Origin of the sequence: Komagataeibacter sp. FNDCR2, assembly GCF_021295395.1 — a bacterium.
Lineage (GTDB): Bacteria > Pseudomonadota > Alphaproteobacteria > Acetobacterales > Acetobacteraceae > Komagataeibacter.
The window spans coordinates 1,830,573-1,847,299 of the sequence record NZ_JAIWOU010000001.1; the positions used below are offsets into that span (position 1 = coordinate 1,830,573).

At 63.1% G+C, this 16,727-nt stretch carries 18 protein-coding genes; 11 read left to right on the forward strand and 7 right to left on the reverse strand.

Features of this window, described 5'->3' with window-relative positions; translation table 11 throughout:
- The first annotated feature begins 18 nt into the window (after window positions 1-18).
- The 3 genes from LDL28_RS08670 (at window position 19) to LDL28_RS08680 (ending at window position 1,182) form a co-directional block, all read left to right on the forward strand.
- Window positions 19-207, forward strand: a complete 189-nt coding sequence (locus tag LDL28_RS08670) for a YqaE/Pmp3 family membrane protein (protein WP_233058190.1) — start codon at window positions 19-21, stop codon at window positions 205-207.
- 7 nt (window positions 208-214) lie between these two features.
- Window positions 215-859: a glutaredoxin 2 gene (gene grxB, locus LDL28_RS08675; protein ID WP_233058191.1), complete on the forward strand. Its 645-nt coding sequence runs from the start codon at window positions 215-217 to the stop codon at window positions 857-859.
- Between the two features lie 107 nt (window positions 860-966).
- Entirely contained in the window at window positions 967-1,182 is a 216-nt protein-coding gene (locus LDL28_RS08680) for a hypothetical protein (protein WP_233058192.1), read from the forward strand.
- A 279-nt stretch (window positions 1,183-1,461) separates the two neighbouring features.
- Here the strand turns inward: LDL28_RS08680 and LDL28_RS08685 are convergent, their stop codons facing one another.
- From LDL28_RS08685 to LDL28_RS08695, 3 genes are all read right to left on the reverse strand, one after another.
- Complete coding sequence (locus tag LDL28_RS08685; RefSeq protein WP_233058193.1) at window positions 1,462-1,740, reverse strand: hypothetical protein; 279 nt, start codon at window positions 1,738-1,740, stop codon at window positions 1,462-1,464.
- Window positions 1,731-2,093 carry a hypothetical protein gene (locus tag LDL28_RS08690; protein ID WP_233058194.1) on the reverse strand — a complete coding sequence of 121 codons (363 nt, stop codon included), beginning with the start codon at window positions 2,091-2,093 and terminating at the stop codon, window positions 1,731-1,733. The genes LDL28_RS08685 and LDL28_RS08690 overlap by 10 nt, the downstream gene beginning before the upstream one ends.
- Before the next feature lie 330 nt (window positions 2,094-2,423).
- Window positions 2,424-2,750 (reverse strand): hypothetical protein, encoded by a 327-nt coding sequence (locus LDL28_RS08695; RefSeq protein WP_233058195.1) that lies wholly within the window; start codon window positions 2,748-2,750, stop codon window positions 2,424-2,426.
- A 376-nt stretch (window positions 2,751-3,126) separates the two neighbouring features.
- On the opposite strand from LDL28_RS08695, the gene LDL28_RS08700 reads away from it, so the two are divergent.
- Genes LDL28_RS08700 through LDL28_RS08710 form a run of 3 tightly spaced genes read left to right on the forward strand, consistent with a single transcriptional unit; the run spans window position 3,127 to window position 5,484 of the window.
- Entirely contained in the window at window positions 3,127-3,891 is a 765-nt protein-coding gene (locus LDL28_RS08700; protein ID WP_370636377.1) for an SDR family NAD(P)-dependent oxidoreductase, read from the forward strand.
- Window positions 3,892-3,917: 26 nt separating this feature from the next.
- The gene (locus LDL28_RS08705) at window positions 3,918-4,232 is read left to right on the forward strand and encodes an antibiotic biosynthesis monooxygenase (protein ID WP_233058197.1); all 315 of its coding nucleotides are present in this window, start codon (window positions 3,918-3,920) and stop codon (window positions 4,230-4,232) included.
- Window positions 4,233-4,269: 37 nt separating this feature from the next.
- Complete coding sequence (locus LDL28_RS08710; RefSeq protein WP_233058198.1) at window positions 4,270-5,484, forward strand: SMP-30/gluconolactonase/LRE family protein; 1,215 nt, start codon at window positions 4,270-4,272, stop codon at window positions 5,482-5,484.
- A 4-nt stretch (window positions 5,485-5,488) separates the two neighbouring features.
- On the opposite strand, the gene fumC is transcribed toward LDL28_RS08710, so the two are convergent.
- Both fumC and LDL28_RS08720 read right to left on the reverse strand, forming a co-directional pair.
- A complete protein-coding gene (gene fumC, locus LDL28_RS08715; RefSeq protein WP_233058199.1) occupies window positions 5,489-6,943 on the reverse strand; it encodes a class II fumarate hydratase in 1,455 nt (484 codons plus the stop codon).
- 97 nt (window positions 6,944-7,040) lie between these two features.
- Window positions 7,041-9,302 carry a TonB-dependent siderophore receptor gene (locus LDL28_RS08720; RefSeq protein WP_233058200.1) on the reverse strand — a complete coding sequence of 754 codons (2,262 nt, stop codon included), beginning with the start codon at window positions 9,300-9,302 and terminating at the stop codon, window positions 7,041-7,043.
- A gap of 421 nt (window positions 9,303-9,723) precedes the next feature.
- On the opposite strand from LDL28_RS08720, the gene LDL28_RS08725 reads away from it, so the two are divergent.
- The 4 genes from LDL28_RS08725 to LDL28_RS08740 are packed head-to-tail and all read left to right on the forward strand — an operon-like array spanning window position 9,724 to window position 12,366.
- A complete protein-coding gene (locus LDL28_RS08725) occupies window positions 9,724-9,873 on the forward strand; it encodes a hypothetical protein (RefSeq protein WP_233058201.1) in 150 nt (49 codons plus the stop codon).
- Window positions 9,837-10,598 (forward strand): metal ABC transporter ATP-binding protein, encoded by a 762-nt coding sequence (locus LDL28_RS08730; protein WP_370636287.1) that lies wholly within the window; start codon window positions 9,837-9,839, stop codon window positions 10,596-10,598. Before LDL28_RS08725 ends, LDL28_RS08730 begins: the two co-directional genes overlap by 37 nt.
- Complete coding sequence (locus tag LDL28_RS08735; RefSeq protein WP_233059244.1) at window positions 10,595-11,467, forward strand: metal ABC transporter permease; 873 nt, start codon at window positions 10,595-10,597, stop codon at window positions 11,465-11,467. Before LDL28_RS08730 ends, LDL28_RS08735 begins: the two co-directional genes overlap by 4 nt.
- Window positions 11,468-11,469: 2 nt before the next feature.
- Entirely contained in the window at window positions 11,470-12,366 is an 897-nt protein-coding gene (locus LDL28_RS08740) for a metal ABC transporter substrate-binding protein (RefSeq protein ID WP_233058203.1), read from the forward strand.
- Here the strand turns inward: LDL28_RS08740 and LDL28_RS08745 are convergent.
- Window positions 12,338-14,113: an ABC transporter ATP-binding protein/permease gene (locus LDL28_RS08745; RefSeq protein WP_233058204.1), complete on the reverse strand. Its 1,776-nt coding sequence runs from the start codon at window positions 14,111-14,113 to the stop codon at window positions 12,338-12,340. The genes LDL28_RS08740 and LDL28_RS08745 overlap by 29 nt on opposite strands.
- Window positions 14,114-14,508: 395 nt before the next feature.
- Here LDL28_RS08745 and LDL28_RS08750 point away from each other — a divergent pair, with 395 nt between their 5' ends.
- Complete coding sequence (locus LDL28_RS08750; protein ID WP_233058205.1) at window positions 14,509-14,958, forward strand: DUF2501 domain-containing protein; 450 nt, start codon at window positions 14,509-14,511, stop codon at window positions 14,956-14,958.
- Window positions 14,959-15,013: 55 nt separating this feature from the next.
- On the opposite strand, the gene LDL28_RS08755 is transcribed toward LDL28_RS08750, so the two are convergent.
- Window positions 15,014-16,711, reverse strand: a complete 1,698-nt coding sequence (locus LDL28_RS08755) for an ABC transporter substrate-binding protein (RefSeq protein ID WP_233058206.1) — start codon at window positions 16,709-16,711, stop codon at window positions 15,014-15,016.
- Window positions 16,712-16,727: the final 16 nt, after the last annotated feature.

Genomic DNA, 16,727 nt, shown 5'->3' on the forward strand with positions numbered 1-16,727 from the left:
CGCTACAGGAGAACCATCATGCGTCTTATCCTCGCCCTGCTGTTACCGTGGTTGCAATTCTTTACAATTGGCCGTCCCTTCGCGGGAATCATCTGTCTTGTCCTGCAGCTTACGGTCATTGGCTGGGTACCTGCGGCGATCTGGTCCGTCTATGCCCTGAGCCAGTACAGCACCGACCGCAAACTTGCCCGCATGAACCGTTCCTGAGGTCTGAATGAAGCTCTATACCTACGACCACTGCCCCTTCTGCGTGAAGGCGCGGATGATTTTTGGCCTCAAGCACATCCCCGTCACCAACGTCGTGCTGCTTAACGACGATAGCGAAACCCCGATCCGCATGGTCGGGCGCAAGCTGGTGCCCATATTGGAGCATGAAGGCCGGTTCATGCCCGAAAGCATGGATATCGTCGCCTATGTGGACGCCATGGACGGCCACCCGGTGCTGACAGGGCCGACGCGCCCTGAAATCAGCCGGTGGCTGACAGCGGAGCAGCCCGCGTACATTCCCCTCATCCTGCCCCGCTTCGGGGGCGCGCCCCTGCCGGAATTCGCGACAACGGTCGCCCGCCTGTATTTCATACGCAACAAGGAAGACATGGTGGGGCCGTTCAATGAGCGCCTGGCCGAAAGTCCCGCGCTCCGCGCCCGTGTCAATGCCGGCCTTGCCCAGTTGGCGGGCCTGATCGTGGGGCCCGCAGCCGTTAACGGTGTCCTTTCAACGGATGATATCCATCTGTTCGCCTATCTGCGCAGCCTGACGATCGTGGCGGAACTGGAATGGCCCGAGGCCGTCCGGGCTTATTGCGCGCACATGTCACAGGCCAGCGGAATCGCGCTGCTGGACGGCATCGCGGCCTGAGTACGGAACAACGTGAAAGGGGGGTGTGGAAACTGTGGGGGCGGGCCGACCGTTTCCTGCCCATGACAGTCGCCACGGACCGGGTGCGACAGGCCGGGAGATGTTCCATGTCAGGACCCTATGAAACTCCGCCACCGCAGACAGGGCGGCGCGGTTCCTCACCCTTTGACGTATGGGTGCGGAAATCCCTTCATGACAGGTTCGATACGGTATGTGCCGAGAGCATGCCGCTCGAAATCCTGACCCAGTTTGACATGACCTGCCATCAGGCCGGTCCTTCCACGCCCCCCGCGCCGGGAACCCGGCATGGGCGGGATAACTGAGTTGCCACCTGCCTGAACGGACCGTTCAGATGTGGATTTTTTTTGCCAGACTCCACCTGATTCCATTTGACAGGCCCTGACCCCGGCCCGAATGGAGCGTAAGAGACTCCTTATTATGGCGGAAAATAGCCATTTGCTGTCTCTGTACGGCAACATTAAAATGGATTCGCAAGCCTGAACATCGCCGGGAATCCTGTGGATAAGTCTGTTGACTTTTTGGGAGCCACAGCGTGCCGTTAGGGAGTCGGACGTATTTCCTGATTTGTTCCGTAGCGGCCTTCAGCTTGGCAGGTGCAGCGTGACGCTGTTATGCGCATCCGCCAGCCATTCCCGCCGCAACCCCTGCGTCCAGTCATGCGCCACATCCGTATGATGGGCGATATTCCACGGATTCCCGTCCAGCCTTACGGCGGCCCAGCCCTCGGGGGTTTCCCCATCGGGCAGCAGGCCGACCAGGGTCATGTTCGCCATGGGGTCATAGCAGGCAAACTGCTTTTCACAGCCCTGGAAAACCAGTTGCAGGCCATGGGACGATTTTTCGCCCCGGCTCAGATGCAACAGAAGGGTGCCGCCCCGCTTTCCTCGGCGGAGAAGATCATGCTGCCGCCGCCCTGCACATCGACCGGCAATATCGTCACCCTGTTGGAATGGGAATGGTTGATGACAATGGTGCCGCCATCCAGCGTCAGCAGCCCCTGGTTCCAGTCATGCAGTTCATGCAGCTTCATGTTCAGCCACGCCCCGGCACTGACCAGAATCGGCTGCGAATGAATGGAAAAGTGGGACACGAACTCCTTGCGGCATTCGACAATGGCCTGCCGTATCGTATCCATGTTGAAATACCCGGCGGCAAGGGAAAGTCGCCCGTCACTACATGACACCGCTGACGCCGAACCGTCCCGCCTACCCATGAAACGCCATCTCCCGAACGCATGCGCACGTCACCCCTGCGGGAGACATGGCTGAATACCATCCTGACAGGGAACGATATACGATTTATCGCGTTACTGAACTTAACCAATAATATGTCAAAAAAATGTCAGTAATATTCTACTGCTCATTGTAAAATGCTTAAGACCGTTCCGTTTATTTCAATACATGACTAATCCGTATAATATTTGACAAATTCAAATCACAATCATTTTAGCATTGTGTCGGCTTCCTGTCCACTTGCCCCTGCAACAATACGTCAGGCCCCTGACAGTTCTGCACTAACGGAATATTTTTTACCGTATGCGCGCTCAGTGCGCCGCTACAGGCGCGGGGCGCTGGGTGGCGGCGTCCTCATCGCGCTGGCGTTCGGTATCTTCCGCCTCATCCTCTTCAAACATGGCGCGGCATTTGGGGGTAAGCTGGTCAAGCTTGCTTTCCAGGCATTCCGTCATCAGCTTCTCATTCGGAATGTCAAGAAAACACAGCCGGAATACATCGCCCTTGCAGGCGCTGGCCTGGTCATTGCGCCCGGCGGCCAGTGCGGTCGTGGCGGCCACGGTCATGAGAAGAACGAAATGGAATATCCAGATCAGGCCCCCTGCGCCATAACGCAGGATGACTGGAATGCACGGCATCCGACTGCCCCCCTTGCAAATATTGTGCGGCCTTCTGTTATATCATGAACAGCGCATTGCAGTTTGCCGCTCAAGTCAAGCCAGATCGCTGCAAGGCAGCCATCACGCAACGTAGTCTCCCGCCCCTGGCGGATTCCACGCGAAAACGCAGCTTCTCCCTCATCAATACGTGATGCGGCGCAGGGGGGCCGATCCTGTAGGCAGGGCCTGAGCGCATGGCCGTATCGACATGGGGAAGGCCGGAGGGGCGGCAGGCCCCGTGTCACGGACGGGTAGCTGCCATACGGATATGGTCGCCATCGGGGCCTGTTTTCGTGTTTGCAGCCCGGCGTGGCGGCCTATGATCGCACCAACCGACAGCAATCAGGACGGGTTCATGAACAGCGTCAATTCCTCCCTTCCCCCGCAATCCCCCGGTGTCATCATCGTAACGGGCGGCAGCCGGGGCATCGGCCATGCGATCAGCGCCCTGCTGGCCCGGCAGGGTCATGCCGTCGCCATCAATTACGCCACCAACGCCGCCCCGGCGGAGGAACTGGCCAGCACCATTACCGCGCAGGGCGGCCGGGCACTGGCGGTCCGGGCCGATATTTCCAGACCCGAGGACATCCGCACCCTGTTCACCCGCGCGGCGGAACTCGGCCCGCTTGCCGGACTGGTCAACAACGCGGGCATTACCGGCGCCAAGGTCCGTATCGATGAACAGACCGCCGAGACACTGGCGGCGGTGTTCGACATCAATATCCGCGCCACCATGCTCGCATCGGGTGAGGCCGTGCGCCGCATGTCCACCCGCCATGGCGGAAAGGGCGGCGTTATCGTGAACCTGTCCTCCGTTGCGGCGCGGCTGGGCGGACTACCCGGCCTTGTGCCCTATGCCGCCACCAAGGCGGCGGTCGAGACCTTTACCCGTGGCCTCGCCAACGAGGTGGCGCGCGAGGGCATACGGGTCAACGCCGTGGCCCCGGGCCTGACCGCCACGGACATGGTTCCCCCCGAGATAGAAAAGCTGGCGGAAACCGTGGTTCCCATGGGCCGCGTCGGTCACGTGGACGAGATCGCGCAGGCCGTGGCCTTCCTGATCTCCCCCGCATCGTCCTATATGACAGGCAGCGTGATGACAGTGTCTGGCGGTCGCTAGGCCCGGCGCGCAACAGGAGAAGCCACATGTACATCGCCATGAACCGTTTCCGCATCCCCCCCGAAAACGAGCAGGAATTCCGTGAGCGCTGGCTGGGCCGCGAGGTACATCTGCGCACGGTGCCCGGTTTCGTCAGTTTCCAGTTCCTTCAGGGCCCGCGGCAGGAGGATCACATCCTCTATGCATCCCACACCGTATGGGAATCACAGGAAGCCTTCATCGGCTGGACCCAGTCCGAGCAGTTCCGCATCGCCCATGCGACGGCGGGCACCCGCAAGCCGCTCATGTCCGGCCCGCCGGTGTTCGAGGGATTCGAGGTTTTACAGAATATCGAAAACTGAACGTCACACCCGACCCATGACCCTGAAGAGAGACACGATGCGCCCAGCCCCCCATCCCTTCCACCCCGGCCGCCGGGCCGTGCTGGCCGGTGGGCTGGCGGCAGGCGGCCTGTGGGCCGGCAGACAGGCCGCGCGGGCGGCCGCCATACCGCAGACCCTGCCCGCGCCGCCCAGCGTCATGTCCAGCCCGCCCCGGCAATGGGGGGAGAACGCCCCCGTCGTGGTGCTGCCGGATCCCGACATCATCGCGCTTGATCCCTCTTTCAATGATCTGGTGTTCGGCAATGCCAACCTGAAACTGGCATGGCACGGCGGCGACTGGCTGGAAGGCCCGGCATGGAACAGCGAAGGCCGCTTCCTCCTGCTCAGTGACACGATCCGCGCGGTCCAGTACCGCTACCTGTGGGAAAACAGCGCCGTTTCGGTCTTTCGCGGCTATTCCTACAACAGCAACGGCAACATATTCGATGCCCAGGGCCGCCTGATCAGTTGCGAACACGGGATGCGCCGCGTGGTGCGCTGGGAACATGATGGCTCATGCCATGTTCTGGCCGACAGCTATAACGGCGCGCCCCTCAATTCCCCCAACGATGTTGCCGTCCACCCCGATGGCAGCATCTGGTTTACCGATCCCGGCTATGGCGACACCATCGTGGAAGGCCACCCTGACGCGCCGGGCGGCCCGAGCAACCGCGACGGGGTGGAGCGCTGGACGCTCGATGGGGAAGTCGTCACCCAGTTCGGTGGCCATAAACGCCAGGAAGATCACGTCTTCCGCATTGATCCCGCCACCGGGGCCCTGACCGCCGTCATGACCCAGCAGCAGGTGGTGGACCCGAACGGCATCGCCTTTTCCCCCGATGGCACGCGTGTCCATGTCATCTCGTCCGGCGCGGGACCGGGACAGAAAGGGCACGGGGGCGACCTGCGCATCCATGTGGGTGACATCCGCGATGGCGTGGTCAGCAACCTCCGCCTGTTCGCCGACATGATGCTTGATGGCCACCAGATGGGGCCGGACGGCATGCGCGCCGATATTTTCGGCAATCTGTGGTGCGGGGCCAATGGGCCGCTCGGGCTGTGCGGCGTGGTGGTGTACAACCCGCAGGGCCGCATGATCGGGCGGCTGCGCCTGCCACGCGGGGTCTCGAACCTGACATTCGGAGGCCCCAAGCGTGACGTGCTGTTCATGTGCGCCGCCGATGCGCTGTTCACCCTGCAGGTCAACACGCAGGGCGCGGCCCCATCCTGAGGGGTTACGCCCCCGCCACGCCCTTGCCCACCATGTCCAGCGGGCGGACGAGACGGTCGAACATCGCGCCATCCACAAAGCCGGAGGCCAGTGCCGCTTCGCGCAGGCTGATATCATGCTCCATGGCCTGATGCGCGATGGCGGAGGCACGGTCATAGCCGATTTCGGGGCTGAGTGCCGTAACCAGCATGACCGATCCGGCCACATAGGCGTCGATCCGCTTGCGATTGAGCTGCGTGCCCTCCACTGAAAAGACCCGGAAATTATGGCAGCCATCAGCCAGGATGCGGATGGCGTGCAGCACATTGGCCACGATGACGGGCCGCATCACATTCAGGTCCAGTTGCCCCTGGCTGCCCGCCAGCGCCACCGTGGTGTCATTGCCCAGGACCTGCGTGCAGATCATCACCATCGCCTCGCACTGGGTGGGGTTGACCTTGCCGGGCATGATGGAGGAGCCGGGTTCGTTTTCAGGTAGATGCAGTTCACCCAGCCCGCAGCGCGGGCCGGAACCGAGCAGCCGCATGTCATTGGCGATCTTGAGCAGGGTAACCGCCACCCCGCGCAACCCGGCCGAGGCCCGGACCATCGCATCCAGCCCCCCGAGGGCCGCGAATTTGTTGGGCGCCGTGACAAAGGGCCGCCCCGTCAGGTCCGCAATCCGTTTGGCGATGGCGCGGCTGAAGCCCGGCGGCGCGTTCAGCCCGGTTCCGACCGCCGTGCCGCCCGCCGCCAGTTGCAGCAGGCCCGGACGGGCGGCCTCGACCGCTTCCAGCGCATCCTCAAGCTGGCGCGCCCAGCCGGACCATTCCTGTCCCACCGTAAGCGGCACGGCGTCCTGCAGGTGCGTGCGGCCGATCTTGACCACCTGCATCCATTCCTCCGCCTTGGTGCGCAGGGCGGTAATGAGTTCACGCACGCGCGGCAGCAGGCGGCTGTCGATTTCCAGCACGGTCGCCACATGCATGGCGGTGGGAAAGGAATCGTTGCTCGACTGGCCCATGTTCACATCGTCATTGGGATGGACCGGGCTTTTGGAACCGATCACGCCCCCCAGAAGCTGGATGGCGCGGTTGGCGATGACTTCATTCACGTTCATGTTCGTCTGGGTGCCCGAGCCGGTCTGCCAGACGAAAAGGGGAAATTCGGAATCGAGCCTGCCCGCGATCACCTCATCCGCGACATGGCTGATCGCATCGGCCTTCCATTGCGGCATGCGGCCATCGGCCGCGTTGACCTGCGCCGCCGCCTTCTTGACGATGCCGTAGGCGTGGCAGACCTCGATGGGCATATGGTCCCGCCCGATCGAGAAATGCACGAGGCTGCGCTGGGTCTGCGCCCCCCAGTAATGACTGGCGGGAACTTCAATTTCCCCCATCGAGTCCTTTTCCCGCCGGGTGCCGGTGGCGTCCAGCCCGATGGGACAGTCACGAAGGATGGGGGTAGCGGGTTCAGTCATGGTGGCGTTCCTTTTTCCCTGTCTCTTTCAGGGGATATGGGAACGCCACCGCGCTTTCGCGCCCCCGCCCGGTATCACAAGCGGGTGCGCCGGGGTTTTAGAAGTCGGCTTCAAGCGTGAAGTGATAGGCGCGCGGCATGCCGGCATAGGCGGCGCTGCTGCCGCCGGCGGTCACGTTCGTGCCTTCGGCGGTGCCGTTATAGACGGATGACCAGTACCGTTCATTGGCCACGTTGGTCACGCCGAAACGGGCCATCCACGGATGCTTGGCCGCACGGAACGGATAACGCAGGCCCATATCCAGCGTCACATAGGAACCGGCATAGGTCGAGTTCTGGATATCCGCCGCGCGGCGGCCCGTGTAATGGACATTGGCGTTGACCGCCATGCCATTGAGCGCAAACCCCTGCGAGAACGGAAGGCGGTAATCCATCAGCACGTTGGCCTGGAGGGGGGCGACGCCAACGGCTTCCTTGTTGGATGTCGCGGCTGAATTCGTATGCAGCACTTCAGCGTCGATCCATGTCATGCCGCCAATAACGGACAGGCGGGGCGTGATGTGGCCCATGGCCTGGAATTCGACACCATAGTTACGCTGCGTGCCATAGTTGCCATAGATCAACGTGGTGGGATCGATATAGGCATAGCTGCGCGTCGCGCGGAAACCGGCCACATTGAACTGTATGTTGCGGTACATGTACTTGTACCCGACCTCGTATTCCTCGCTCCGGACGGGAGAGGTGAATTCGTTGTTGTTCAGCGCACCGGCCGAAACCGAGGTGCCCGCCTGCAACGAACGGCCATAGGTGAAATAGGCCGTCTGGTTATCCGCGGGTTTGTAGATCAGGCTGGCCGTCGGGCTGAAGGCCGCCCCGCGTGAATAGGAAGGCGCCGCGCCCTTGCCCGTGACCGGGTTGGCCATGGTGTCCTGATGCAGCCAGCTCCATGCCAGCGTGCCCATGATGGACCAGTGCTTGTTGAAATGCAGCGTATCGCCCAGGATCATGGACTGGTAGCGCACGTACTGGGATTCATAGCGCCCATGGTAATAGGGCTGCTTGCCGGCATCGGGGCCGGAGGCGACCTGCGGGTTATACAGGCTGCCGCTCGTTACTGTCGTGAAGCTCTGGCCCGTGGTGGGGTTATAGCCGCCTTCCATGTAACCGTTGGTGCCGATGACCAGATCATGCTTGATGAAGCCGGTGCGCACACGCCCGTTGATGTAGGCCATGTTACTGCCGACCTTGAAGTCGTTCACCGTCGCGGCGGCGGAAACGGTCTGGCTGTAACCACCGACGTTGTTGATCAGCGTATCGGCGGATTCGAACACCTGACGCGCCGAATCCTGGTACAGCCCGCCGATGAGGAAACTCCAGTCATCGTTGATCCGGTGCTTGAGCTTGGCAAGGAACACGTTGTTTTCGGAATTGTAGCCCGCGTAGTCCTGCCCCATGTGCGGCTTGCCCAGATCCGGCGCTTCGGGCAGGCTGTGCCCGGCCAGGTTGATGCCCGCCGGCATGCCGCGTTCATCGAAGGTATAATGGCTGGCGTCAAGCTCGAGCACGGTATTGCGGTCGAAATGGATGTCGAAATCCGCGCTGACCATGTTACGGCGGATCCAGCTGTCCTGCACATAGGACGTGCCATCGCCATGCAGCAGGTTGATGCGGTAGCCGAACCAGCCATTCTTGCCCACGCGGCCGGACGCGTCCGCGTTTTCCATGAGCGTGCCGATGGAGTCCACACCCACGACCAGGCGGTTGATGCGTTCATCCGTCGGGCGCTTGAGGCCGTATTCGAACGTGCCGGCGGGGTTCTGGGGTCCATACAGCGCACCGGCCAGGCCGTTGAGCACCTGCACGTTGTCAAACTGTTCGGCGGCGTAGGGGGTGACGGTAAAGGCGTTCAGGCCATCGATGCGGCTGTTGGAGATGACGTCCGCCTCGAACCCGCGTGACTGCGGGCGGCTGGTGCCGGGGTCGGCGCGGCTTTCAAGCTGGACCGACGGCATGTACTGCATCAGGTCGTTGATGTTGCGCGCCTGCTGGTTGACGATCACGTCATGCGGCACGGTCATGATCGACATGGGCGTATCAAGCGTGCGGCGCGTGCCCAGCGGGCCGAGGTTGGCCATCTTCTTGTTATAGTTGGCGGCGGCGCCCGCAACCATGCGGTGATGGCCGATAACGGTCACTTCTTCCGCATTGCCGGAAGTAACCGCGTCCTGCGTGGCCGTCTTTTCCTTGGCGGGGGTGGGTGACAGGCTGCTTTTGGTGCTGCTGCCTGTCGTGTTCTGGGCTGTTGTACTCTGGGCATAGGCGGAAGAGCCAAGCAATGCGCCAAGACTGGCCGAAAACATCCATATCATACCAGTAGTTATTCTTGCCATGTTGGCTCCCGATTCATTGCCGTTTGTCCATATATGTTCGTATATATACAGCCGACTGATACTGTCTATGTATGACCAAACATATTTATCCCGGAATGATCAGATTGAAGGGAACTGTGTCCCTACAGATACAGTTATAATCTGTTCCTTTTTTTACTGTATTCTGGCCCGGCGGCTTCGCAAATCATGTACCAACTACTGTCAACATCATGAAATTATTTTGCGACATGGTTTAAGGCCCTGATCCGCAGGGGGTTTCCCAACAATACTGTCTTTCATCTTGACGGCGGGCCGGACGCTGATATAGACGGATGTTATATTATAACACTTTAGGCGCCCCATGCCGCTTTCCCCTTCCCTTTCCGCCTCCCTCCCGACTTCAGGCCACTGGATGCCGATGCCCCGCGTAAGCCGTAACGCGCCCGCCGCCCCCCTGCGCCAGACATGGGCGGCGCGCGCGTGGTGGCAGCGCCTGATATGCATGGCCATGCCGTGCGCCGCGCTATGGGGGCTGATCGCCTGGGCCGTGGCCCAGCCGTGACCAAAGGCGCGATCCGGCTGGATGATGCCGGTGTGGTACTGAATGGCGCGCCCGTCTGGCGGCATGTGACCGGCTGCTTCGCGCCCGGCAGCATGACGGCCATCGCCGGGGCCAACGGGGCGGGCAAGTCCACGCTGCTGCGCGCGATACTGGGCGAGGTGCCACTTGCATCCGGCACGATCACGCGCGTGGGCCTGAGCCAGCAGGATTTCGGGTACCTGCCGCAGGCGCGCAACATCGACCGCGCCTTTCCCATCAGTGTGACCGACATGGTGCTAAGTGGCGCATGGCGGCAGACCGGGGCTTTCGGCGGGGCGGACCGGCAGGTGCGCCTGCGCGCGGCCAGCGCGCTGCGCCGCGTCAATCTGGACGGGCAGGCGGACCGCATGATCGACGCCCTTTCCGCCGGGCAGTTCCAGCGTCTCATGTTCGCGCGCCTGCTCATGTCGGACGCGCGCATCATCATGCTGGACGAACCCTTCACCGCGCTTGACGCCCCCACCACACAGGACCTGCTGGAACTGGTGGGCGAATGGCATGCGCAGGGCCGCACCATCATCGCCGTGCTGCATGACATCCACCAGATCCGCACATGCTTCCCCCATGTCGTGCTGCTGTCGGCCGGTCACGCCATGTGGGGGGAGACGGCCCGTATCCTGACCCCGGACACCCTGCATGAAGCCTATGCCCCCACGCGGGCCGGCGGGGTGACAACATGGTCATGAATCTGCTTGCCGCCGTGTGGGAGCCGTTTGCGACCTTCGGTTTCATGCGCCGGGCGCTGGTGGCGTCCGTGGCGCTGGGCATGGGGGCCGGGCCGGTCGGGGTCATGCTGCAACTGCGCCGCATGAGCCTGATCGGTGACGCCATGAGCCATGCCATCCTGCCCGGGGCGGCGGTGGGTTTCCTGCTTGCGGGCGGGCTGTCGCTGACGGCCATGGGGCTGGGCGGTATCGTCGCGGGGCTGGGGGTGGCGCTGCTGGCCGGGCTGGTCAGCCGCCGCACCCATCTGGCGGAAGACGCCAGTTTCGCCAGTTTCTATCTCACCTCCCTCGCGCTGGGGGTGCTGATCGTCTCGGCGCGCGGGTCCAATATCGACCTGCTGCATGTACTGTTCGGCACCATCCTGGCCATTGACGGGCCGGCCCTGTACCTCATGGGGGGCATCACCACGCTGAGCGTGTGCCTGCTTTCGGTCATCTGGCGGCCGCTGGTCATGGAATGCGTGGATCCGGCCTTCATGCGCCTGACCGGCGGGCATGGCGGGCTCTACCACATGATCTTCCTGTTCCTGGTGGTCATCAACCTGGTGGCGGGGTTCGAGGCGCTGGGCACGCTCATGTCGGTCGGCATGATGATGGTGCCCGCGGCGACCGCGCGGCTGTGGACCCGCCGCCTGCTGCCCATGATGGTCCTGTCGGCCGCCGTGGGCATGGTCGCGGGCCTGACCGGGCTGCTCGTTTCGTATCATTTCCGGCTGGCTGCCGGGCCTTCCATCATCCTGACATGCAGCGTGCTGTATGTCCTTTCCCTTGTCACGTCCCCTGCCGGGCTCCGGGCGGGACGCGGTTCATCTTCCCTGCAGGGGTCCTGACCATGCGCCATCTCATTCCCGTTCTGGGCCTTCTGGGCCTTCTGGCCGCGCCCGCCACCCATGCGGCGCCGCTGGCGCACCCGCTGCATGCCGTCGCCAGCTTTACGGTGCTGGCCGATGTCGTGGCGCAGGTGGGGGGGAGCCATGTCAGCGTCACCTCGCTGGTGCCGCCGGATGGCGACCCGCATGAATTCGAGCCTTCCCCCGATGACGCACGGCAGTTGCGGCAGGCGGATATCGTGTTCATGAGCGGCGAGGGGCTGGAAAGCTGGTTCGGGCGGCTGGCGCATGCGGCGGGTTATCAGGGCAGGCCGGTTATCGTGTCGAACGGGATCAGCGCCTATACGCAGCCCGGCGCCGGGCAGCCCGAAACCGACCCGCATGTGTGGAACAGCGTGCCCAATGTCATCATCTGGACCAATAACATCCGCGATGCCCTGATCGCGGCCGATCCGGTCGATGCGGAGAGCTTCCGTATTTCAGCCGCGCGCTATGTCATGCGGCTGAAGGCGCTGGATCAGGACATCCGCACGCAGATCGCGACCATTCCCGCCGACCGGCGGCGCGTCCTGACCAGCCATGACGCCTTTGGCTATTTCGGTCGGGCCTATGGCGTCACCTTCATGGCCCCGCAGGGCCTCTCGACCGAGACGGAAGCCGCGGCGGGGGATGTCGCGGCCCTGATCGACCAGATCCGGCGCACCGGCATCACCACCTATTTCATGGAAAACGCCACCGATCCCCGCCTGGTCCAGCAGGTGGCGCATGCGACCGGCGCGCGGCCCGGCGGCGAACTCTATGCCGAAGCCCTGTCCCCCGCCAGCGGTCCCGCACCCGACTACATCGCCATGATGCGCCATAACACCGACCTCATGGTCGCGGCGATGCGTCCGCGCTAACCGCCTCTTCCGCCGGGCGGACCGCCACGAAGGGCGTGAGGTCGATCGTGTTGACATGCATGTCCACGACCGACTGGCGGTGCGTGATGGACACCACGGTCATGCCGGGGCAGTCCTGCCGCAGCAATGCGTACAGCGCGGCCTCGGACGCGGCGTCGAGGTTCGAGGTGGATTCGTCCAGGAACACCCAGCCCGGCCGCGCCAGCAGGATACGGGCGAAGGCGAGGCGCTGGAGTTCACCGGGGGAGAGGATCTGCCCCCAGGGCTCCTCCTTCCCCAGACACGAGACCAGCGCGCCCAGCCCGACCTGTTGCAGCACGCCCGCCACGTCCTCCACCCCGTAACGCTCCACCCCCGCCGGATAGGTCACGGCGCGGTGCAGGGTGCCGGTGGGCACATAGGGCCGCTGCGGCACGAACATCATGGGCTGGTCGGGCTGCGTGACCACACCCGTCGCAAACGGCCAGATCCCCGCAAGGACGCGGAACAGCGTGGACTTTCCGGTGCCTGACGGGCCTGTCACCACGCTCATCTGCCCATGCGCCAGCGTAAGGTTCACATCGCGCAGCAGCAGCGCGCCATCGGGGCGGAAAACATCCATGTGGCTGATCTGCATGTCGGCATCGGCGGGGGCGGGGTGGACCCGCACCTCGTTCCGCATGGCCTGCGCGCGGTCCATCACGCGCTGGAACGTGGCCAGACGCGCGACCTCCGCATGCCATGTCGTCAGCGCGGCATAGGAATTGGACAGCCAGCCCAGCGCGCCCTGCACGCGCGAGAACGCCATGACAAGCTGCATGAGCGTGCCGAAGCTCATCTTGCCCGCGAAATAGCGGATCGAGCCGATCAGCAGCGCGAAATTGCCCGAGACCACATCCAGCCCCGTGGTCAGCAGCCCCAGCCACTTGGTCCGGCGCATGATGGACAGGAAATTTCCATAGACCGAGGAAAACGACCGTTCCAGCCCGGCCTGCTCCTCCGCCTCGCCACGGTAGAGGGCGATCCCTTCCGCGTTGTTGCGGACATGGACCAGGCTGTAGCGGAAATCGGCCTCCGCGCGCTGCTGGAAGAACTGCAGCCCCGCCAGCCTGTGCCCCGCCAGATGCGTGACCCATGTGGCCAGTATGGAATAGATCAGCGCCGCCCAGAAGAAATAGCCCGGTATGGACATCCCCCACAGTTCCAGCGGCCCGGACAGCGCCCATAAAAGCCCCACATAGCTGAACAGGGTCACGATGTTGGACAGCAGGTTGATGAACTGCGTCAACGTATCGGTCACGAAGCTGTTGAGGTCTTCCTGTATGCGCTGGTCGGGGTTGTCGGCCCCGGCCTCCAGCCCGGACGTGGTGATGGCGATGCGGAAATAGGTCTGGTTTTCCATCCACTGCCGCGTCATGCGCGCGGTCAGCCACCGCCGCCAGCGCAACTGGAGCATCTGCTGCAGATAGGTCGCATAGACACTGAACAGGATGGCCGGAATGGTGATGATGAAGAAGCCGGGCACGAACCCGCTTTCATTATGCACATACCAGAACAGCCCGCGCAGGAAGGTCGTGGCGTCACGCTGCTGCAGGGCCGTGTAATACACATTGCGCGAAAAGGACTGGAGCAGATCCATCCCCACAATGGAAAAGGTCAGGACCAGGACCGCGCACAGTAACCCCCATGCCCATTTCCTGTCCTCGGACACGAAATAGGGACGGGTAAGGTACCACACGTCTTTCAGGAGAAGGCGCAAATGCTGCATAGGAATCCCGCGCAGAGGGTTGGGGCCGTAATTCCTACCAGCATTCCCACGAAGTCAGGGTGGACTCAATGTCCATTGCACCCGATGGGTGGTTTACGGGCGCGCGGGCGGCGGCCTTAAGCTTATTCACGACTTATTGACGCGGCGGGGAAGCCGCCCGCCGCCGCATGCGAAAACATGCGCGATCATGCAATATCCGCGGGCGACAGGGGTTTATCCCGTTGCAACCCCAGTGGGCGGAGGGATGGATATATCGAAAAGCCGAATGTCTGACCTATCAGCCACAGGGGTACTGGCCGGGCGCATCGTGTTATTACGGATCCATAGCTTCTCGCTTCACATATGACGGGACGGTGCGCCCTCTCGCCGAGAGAACAATGCAAGGAAGAATGGATATGATGTCATTCAGTCGCGTTCTGTGCGCCAGTGCTTTTGCCGCCATGCTTGGCGCGGCCCCGCTTGCCGCCCATGCCGAAACATCCCCCCCGACCGGCGCGGGCGTGGCCAACCAGGTCGAGCAGATCGCGCCCGGCTCCCTTTCCGCCGATACGGTGTTTTCCGCCGTGGCGTCGGCCACCCCGGCTGACCTGGGTGGCATCCTGAACTACTGCATCCAGTCCCGCTATCTCGACTCCAAGGAAGCATGGCCGGTCCTTGCGGCCCTGAACAAGAAGACGAACGACGTACCCTCCGACAGCAAGGGCAACATGTCCTATGCCGATGGGTCCACCGGCCTGCTGAAGGTCGGCGGCGGGCAGCCGCCCATCTCGCTCGAAGATGCCGCGTCCGATATCCGTACGCAGGCCTGTGCGAAGGTGGAAGCCCGCGCCAAATCCATGCTCTGATTACACTGGCCTGCCTGCCTGCTTACGCCCTGCCGGGTCTCCCGGCAGGGTTTTTTTATTGTACCCATACCCGTGAAAACGCCATGTGATACAGGCGGGTGGCGAAGTAATTGCCCAGACGGGGCGAGACCAGATCCACATAGCTTATGCTGATCATCGGCGCTGCCGGGGCGAGGCGGGTGATCCGGTCATCCACCTGCTGCCATAACAGCCCTGCCGCCTGCGGGTCGGGGATGGAGCGGACGCGTTGCGTAAGCTCCCGCACCACTGGGTCGCACAGGCCGGATATGTTGATGGAATTGTCCGAACCGGCATGGAAATTCTCGCAGCCGAACAACGTGTCCAGAAAATTGGACGGCGAGGCATAGTCCGCATACCACCCCATGAGACTGATCTGCACGTGGTTGCCGGTATTCTGGACGTAAGATCCCTCCATCGCCGCCGAAAGCGGATGCAGGTGCGCGCGGTAGCCCATGGCCTGCAACATGTCGCGCAGGTAGGTGCCCATGCTGACATACATGGCGGTGGCGGGCACGATCAGGGTCACGTCCTGCCCCGCGGTCCCGCTTTCACGCACAAGCTGGCGCGCGCGCGCCATGTCCGGCTGGCGCCAGCCGCCTTCGGCGGGGTGGTCGGGATCCGCGCCCTGTGTCCACGCGCATGCGCCATCACCGGGCAGCAGGCCGGGCGGGACCATGCGGCACAAGGGGGCCGCAATGGCGGAACCACCATACAGGATCGTCATGGCCCGGCGGTCCAGCGCGTAATTGACGGCCTTGCGCGCAAGGATATTGTCAAAGGGCGGGATGTTGACATTCATGGGCAGGAACAAAAGCCCGTAGAGTGGATAGACATGGACCTGGGCGGTATAGCGGCTCCCCATTTCCCCCAGCCGGTCCAGCGGCTTGAGCCCGGCCATCCAGTCATACTGCCCGCGTTCGACAGCGGTGACCGCATCTTCTTCCGCCAGGCCATAGTCATAGACGATGGCATCGACATAACCATCGGGCTGGGCCGTCTCACTCCATTCATGGAAGAAGGGATTGCGTTCCAGCCGCATGCCCCGGTCGGGGCTGGAGGCGACGATGCGGTAGGGGCCGGTTCCGGGGGCCGCCTCATTACCCAGATCATGTGACGGCACCCCCGCGGGCAGGACCGCCGCATGGCCAAACGCCATCTTCTGCGGGAATTCGGCATCCGGCCCGGTCAGGTGGATGGTAATGCGGCCGGTGGCCGCATCGGTTTCAACCCCATCCGCGAGCGTGCAGTGCGCGGGGTCACGCAGGCAGGCATCCGCGCCACGAATCGCCCCGTAAAAGGATCCGGCCGTCGGTGCGCCGACACGGAAGATACGCCGCAGCGACGCCGCGACATCTTCCACCGTAACCGGCGCGCCGCTGGAAAAACGGATACCATCGCGCAGGGTGAAAACCCACGTGCGCCCGCCATCGCGCATGTCCGGCAGGGACCGCGCCAGGTCAGGCACGACCTGCCCGCCCGCCGGGCCCTGCAATTTGGGATAGGTCAGCAGCCCGTCATAGACGACGCTCATCACCTGCATGTACTGGCTGGTGTAATTGATCTGCGGATCAAGCGTTCCGGCGGAGGTGACCGCCGTCAGTCGCAGCGTCCCGCCCCGGTGCGGGCTCCCCCGCGTGCCCTCCGCCGCATGGGCGGAAACGAAGGGGGCCACGACACCGACACCGGGCAAAAAGGCCGCGACAAGTGCCAGGGGCAGCAGGACCGTCTTCATCCACCTCCCCCCAACT

What these genes read in the sequence shown, in the direction of transcription:
- LDL28_RS08750 (WP_233058205.1), top strand. Translation starts at nt 14,509, where the DNA reads ATGATGTCATTCAGTCGCGTTCTGTGCGCCAGTGCTTTTGCCGCCATG.
- LDL28_RS08690 (WP_233058194.1), bottom strand. Translation starts at nt 2,093, where the DNA reads ATGGGTAGGCGGGACGGTTCGGCGTCAGCGGTGTCATGTAGTGACGGG.
- grxB (WP_233058191.1), top strand. Translation starts at nt 215, where the DNA reads ATGAAGCTCTATACCTACGACCACTGCCCCTTCTGCGTGAAGGCGCGG.
- LDL28_RS08740 (WP_233058203.1), top strand. Translation starts at nt 11,470, where the DNA reads ATGCGCCATCTCATTCCCGTTCTGGGCCTTCTGGGCCTTCTGGCCGCG.
- LDL28_RS08745 (WP_233058204.1), bottom strand. Translation starts at nt 14,113, where the DNA reads ATGCAGCATTTGCGCCTTCTCCTGAAAGACGTGTGGTACCTTACCCGT.
- LDL28_RS08755 (WP_233058206.1), bottom strand. Translation starts at nt 16,711, where the DNA reads ATGAAGACGGTCCTGCTGCCCCTGGCACTTGTCGCGGCCTTTTTGCCC.
- LDL28_RS08700 (WP_370636377.1), top strand. Translation starts at nt 3,127, where the DNA reads ATGAACAGCGTCAATTCCTCCCTTCCCCCGCAATCCCCCGGTGTCATC.
- LDL28_RS08680 (WP_233058192.1), top strand. Translation starts at nt 967, where the DNA reads ATGTCAGGACCCTATGAAACTCCGCCACCGCAGACAGGGCGGCGCGGT.
- LDL28_RS08670 (WP_233058190.1), top strand. Translation starts at nt 19, where the DNA reads ATGCGTCTTATCCTCGCCCTGCTGTTACCGTGGTTGCAATTCTTTACA.
- LDL28_RS08720 (WP_233058200.1), bottom strand. Translation starts at nt 9,302, where the DNA reads ATGTTTTCGGCCAGTCTTGGCGCATTGCTTGGCTCTTCCGCCTATGCC.
- fumC (WP_233058199.1), bottom strand. Translation starts at nt 6,943, where the DNA reads ATGACTGAACCCGCTACCCCCATCCTTCGTGACTGTCCCATCGGGCTG.
- LDL28_RS08730 (WP_370636287.1), top strand. Translation starts at nt 9,837, where the DNA reads ATGGGGGCTGATCGCCTGGGCCGTGGCCCAGCCGTGACCAAAGGCGCG.
- LDL28_RS08695 (WP_233058195.1), bottom strand. Translation starts at nt 2,750, where the DNA reads ATGCCGTGCATTCCAGTCATCCTGCGTTATGGCGCAGGGGGCCTGATC.
- LDL28_RS08725 (WP_233058201.1), top strand. Translation starts at nt 9,724, where the DNA reads ATGCCGATGCCCCGCGTAAGCCGTAACGCGCCCGCCGCCCCCCTGCGC.
- LDL28_RS08705 (WP_233058197.1), top strand. Translation starts at nt 3,918, where the DNA reads ATGTACATCGCCATGAACCGTTTCCGCATCCCCCCCGAAAACGAGCAG.
- LDL28_RS08735 (WP_233059244.1), top strand. Translation starts at nt 10,595, where the DNA reads ATGAATCTGCTTGCCGCCGTGTGGGAGCCGTTTGCGACCTTCGGTTTC.
- LDL28_RS08710 (WP_233058198.1), top strand. Translation starts at nt 4,270, where the DNA reads ATGCGCCCAGCCCCCCATCCCTTCCACCCCGGCCGCCGGGCCGTGCTG.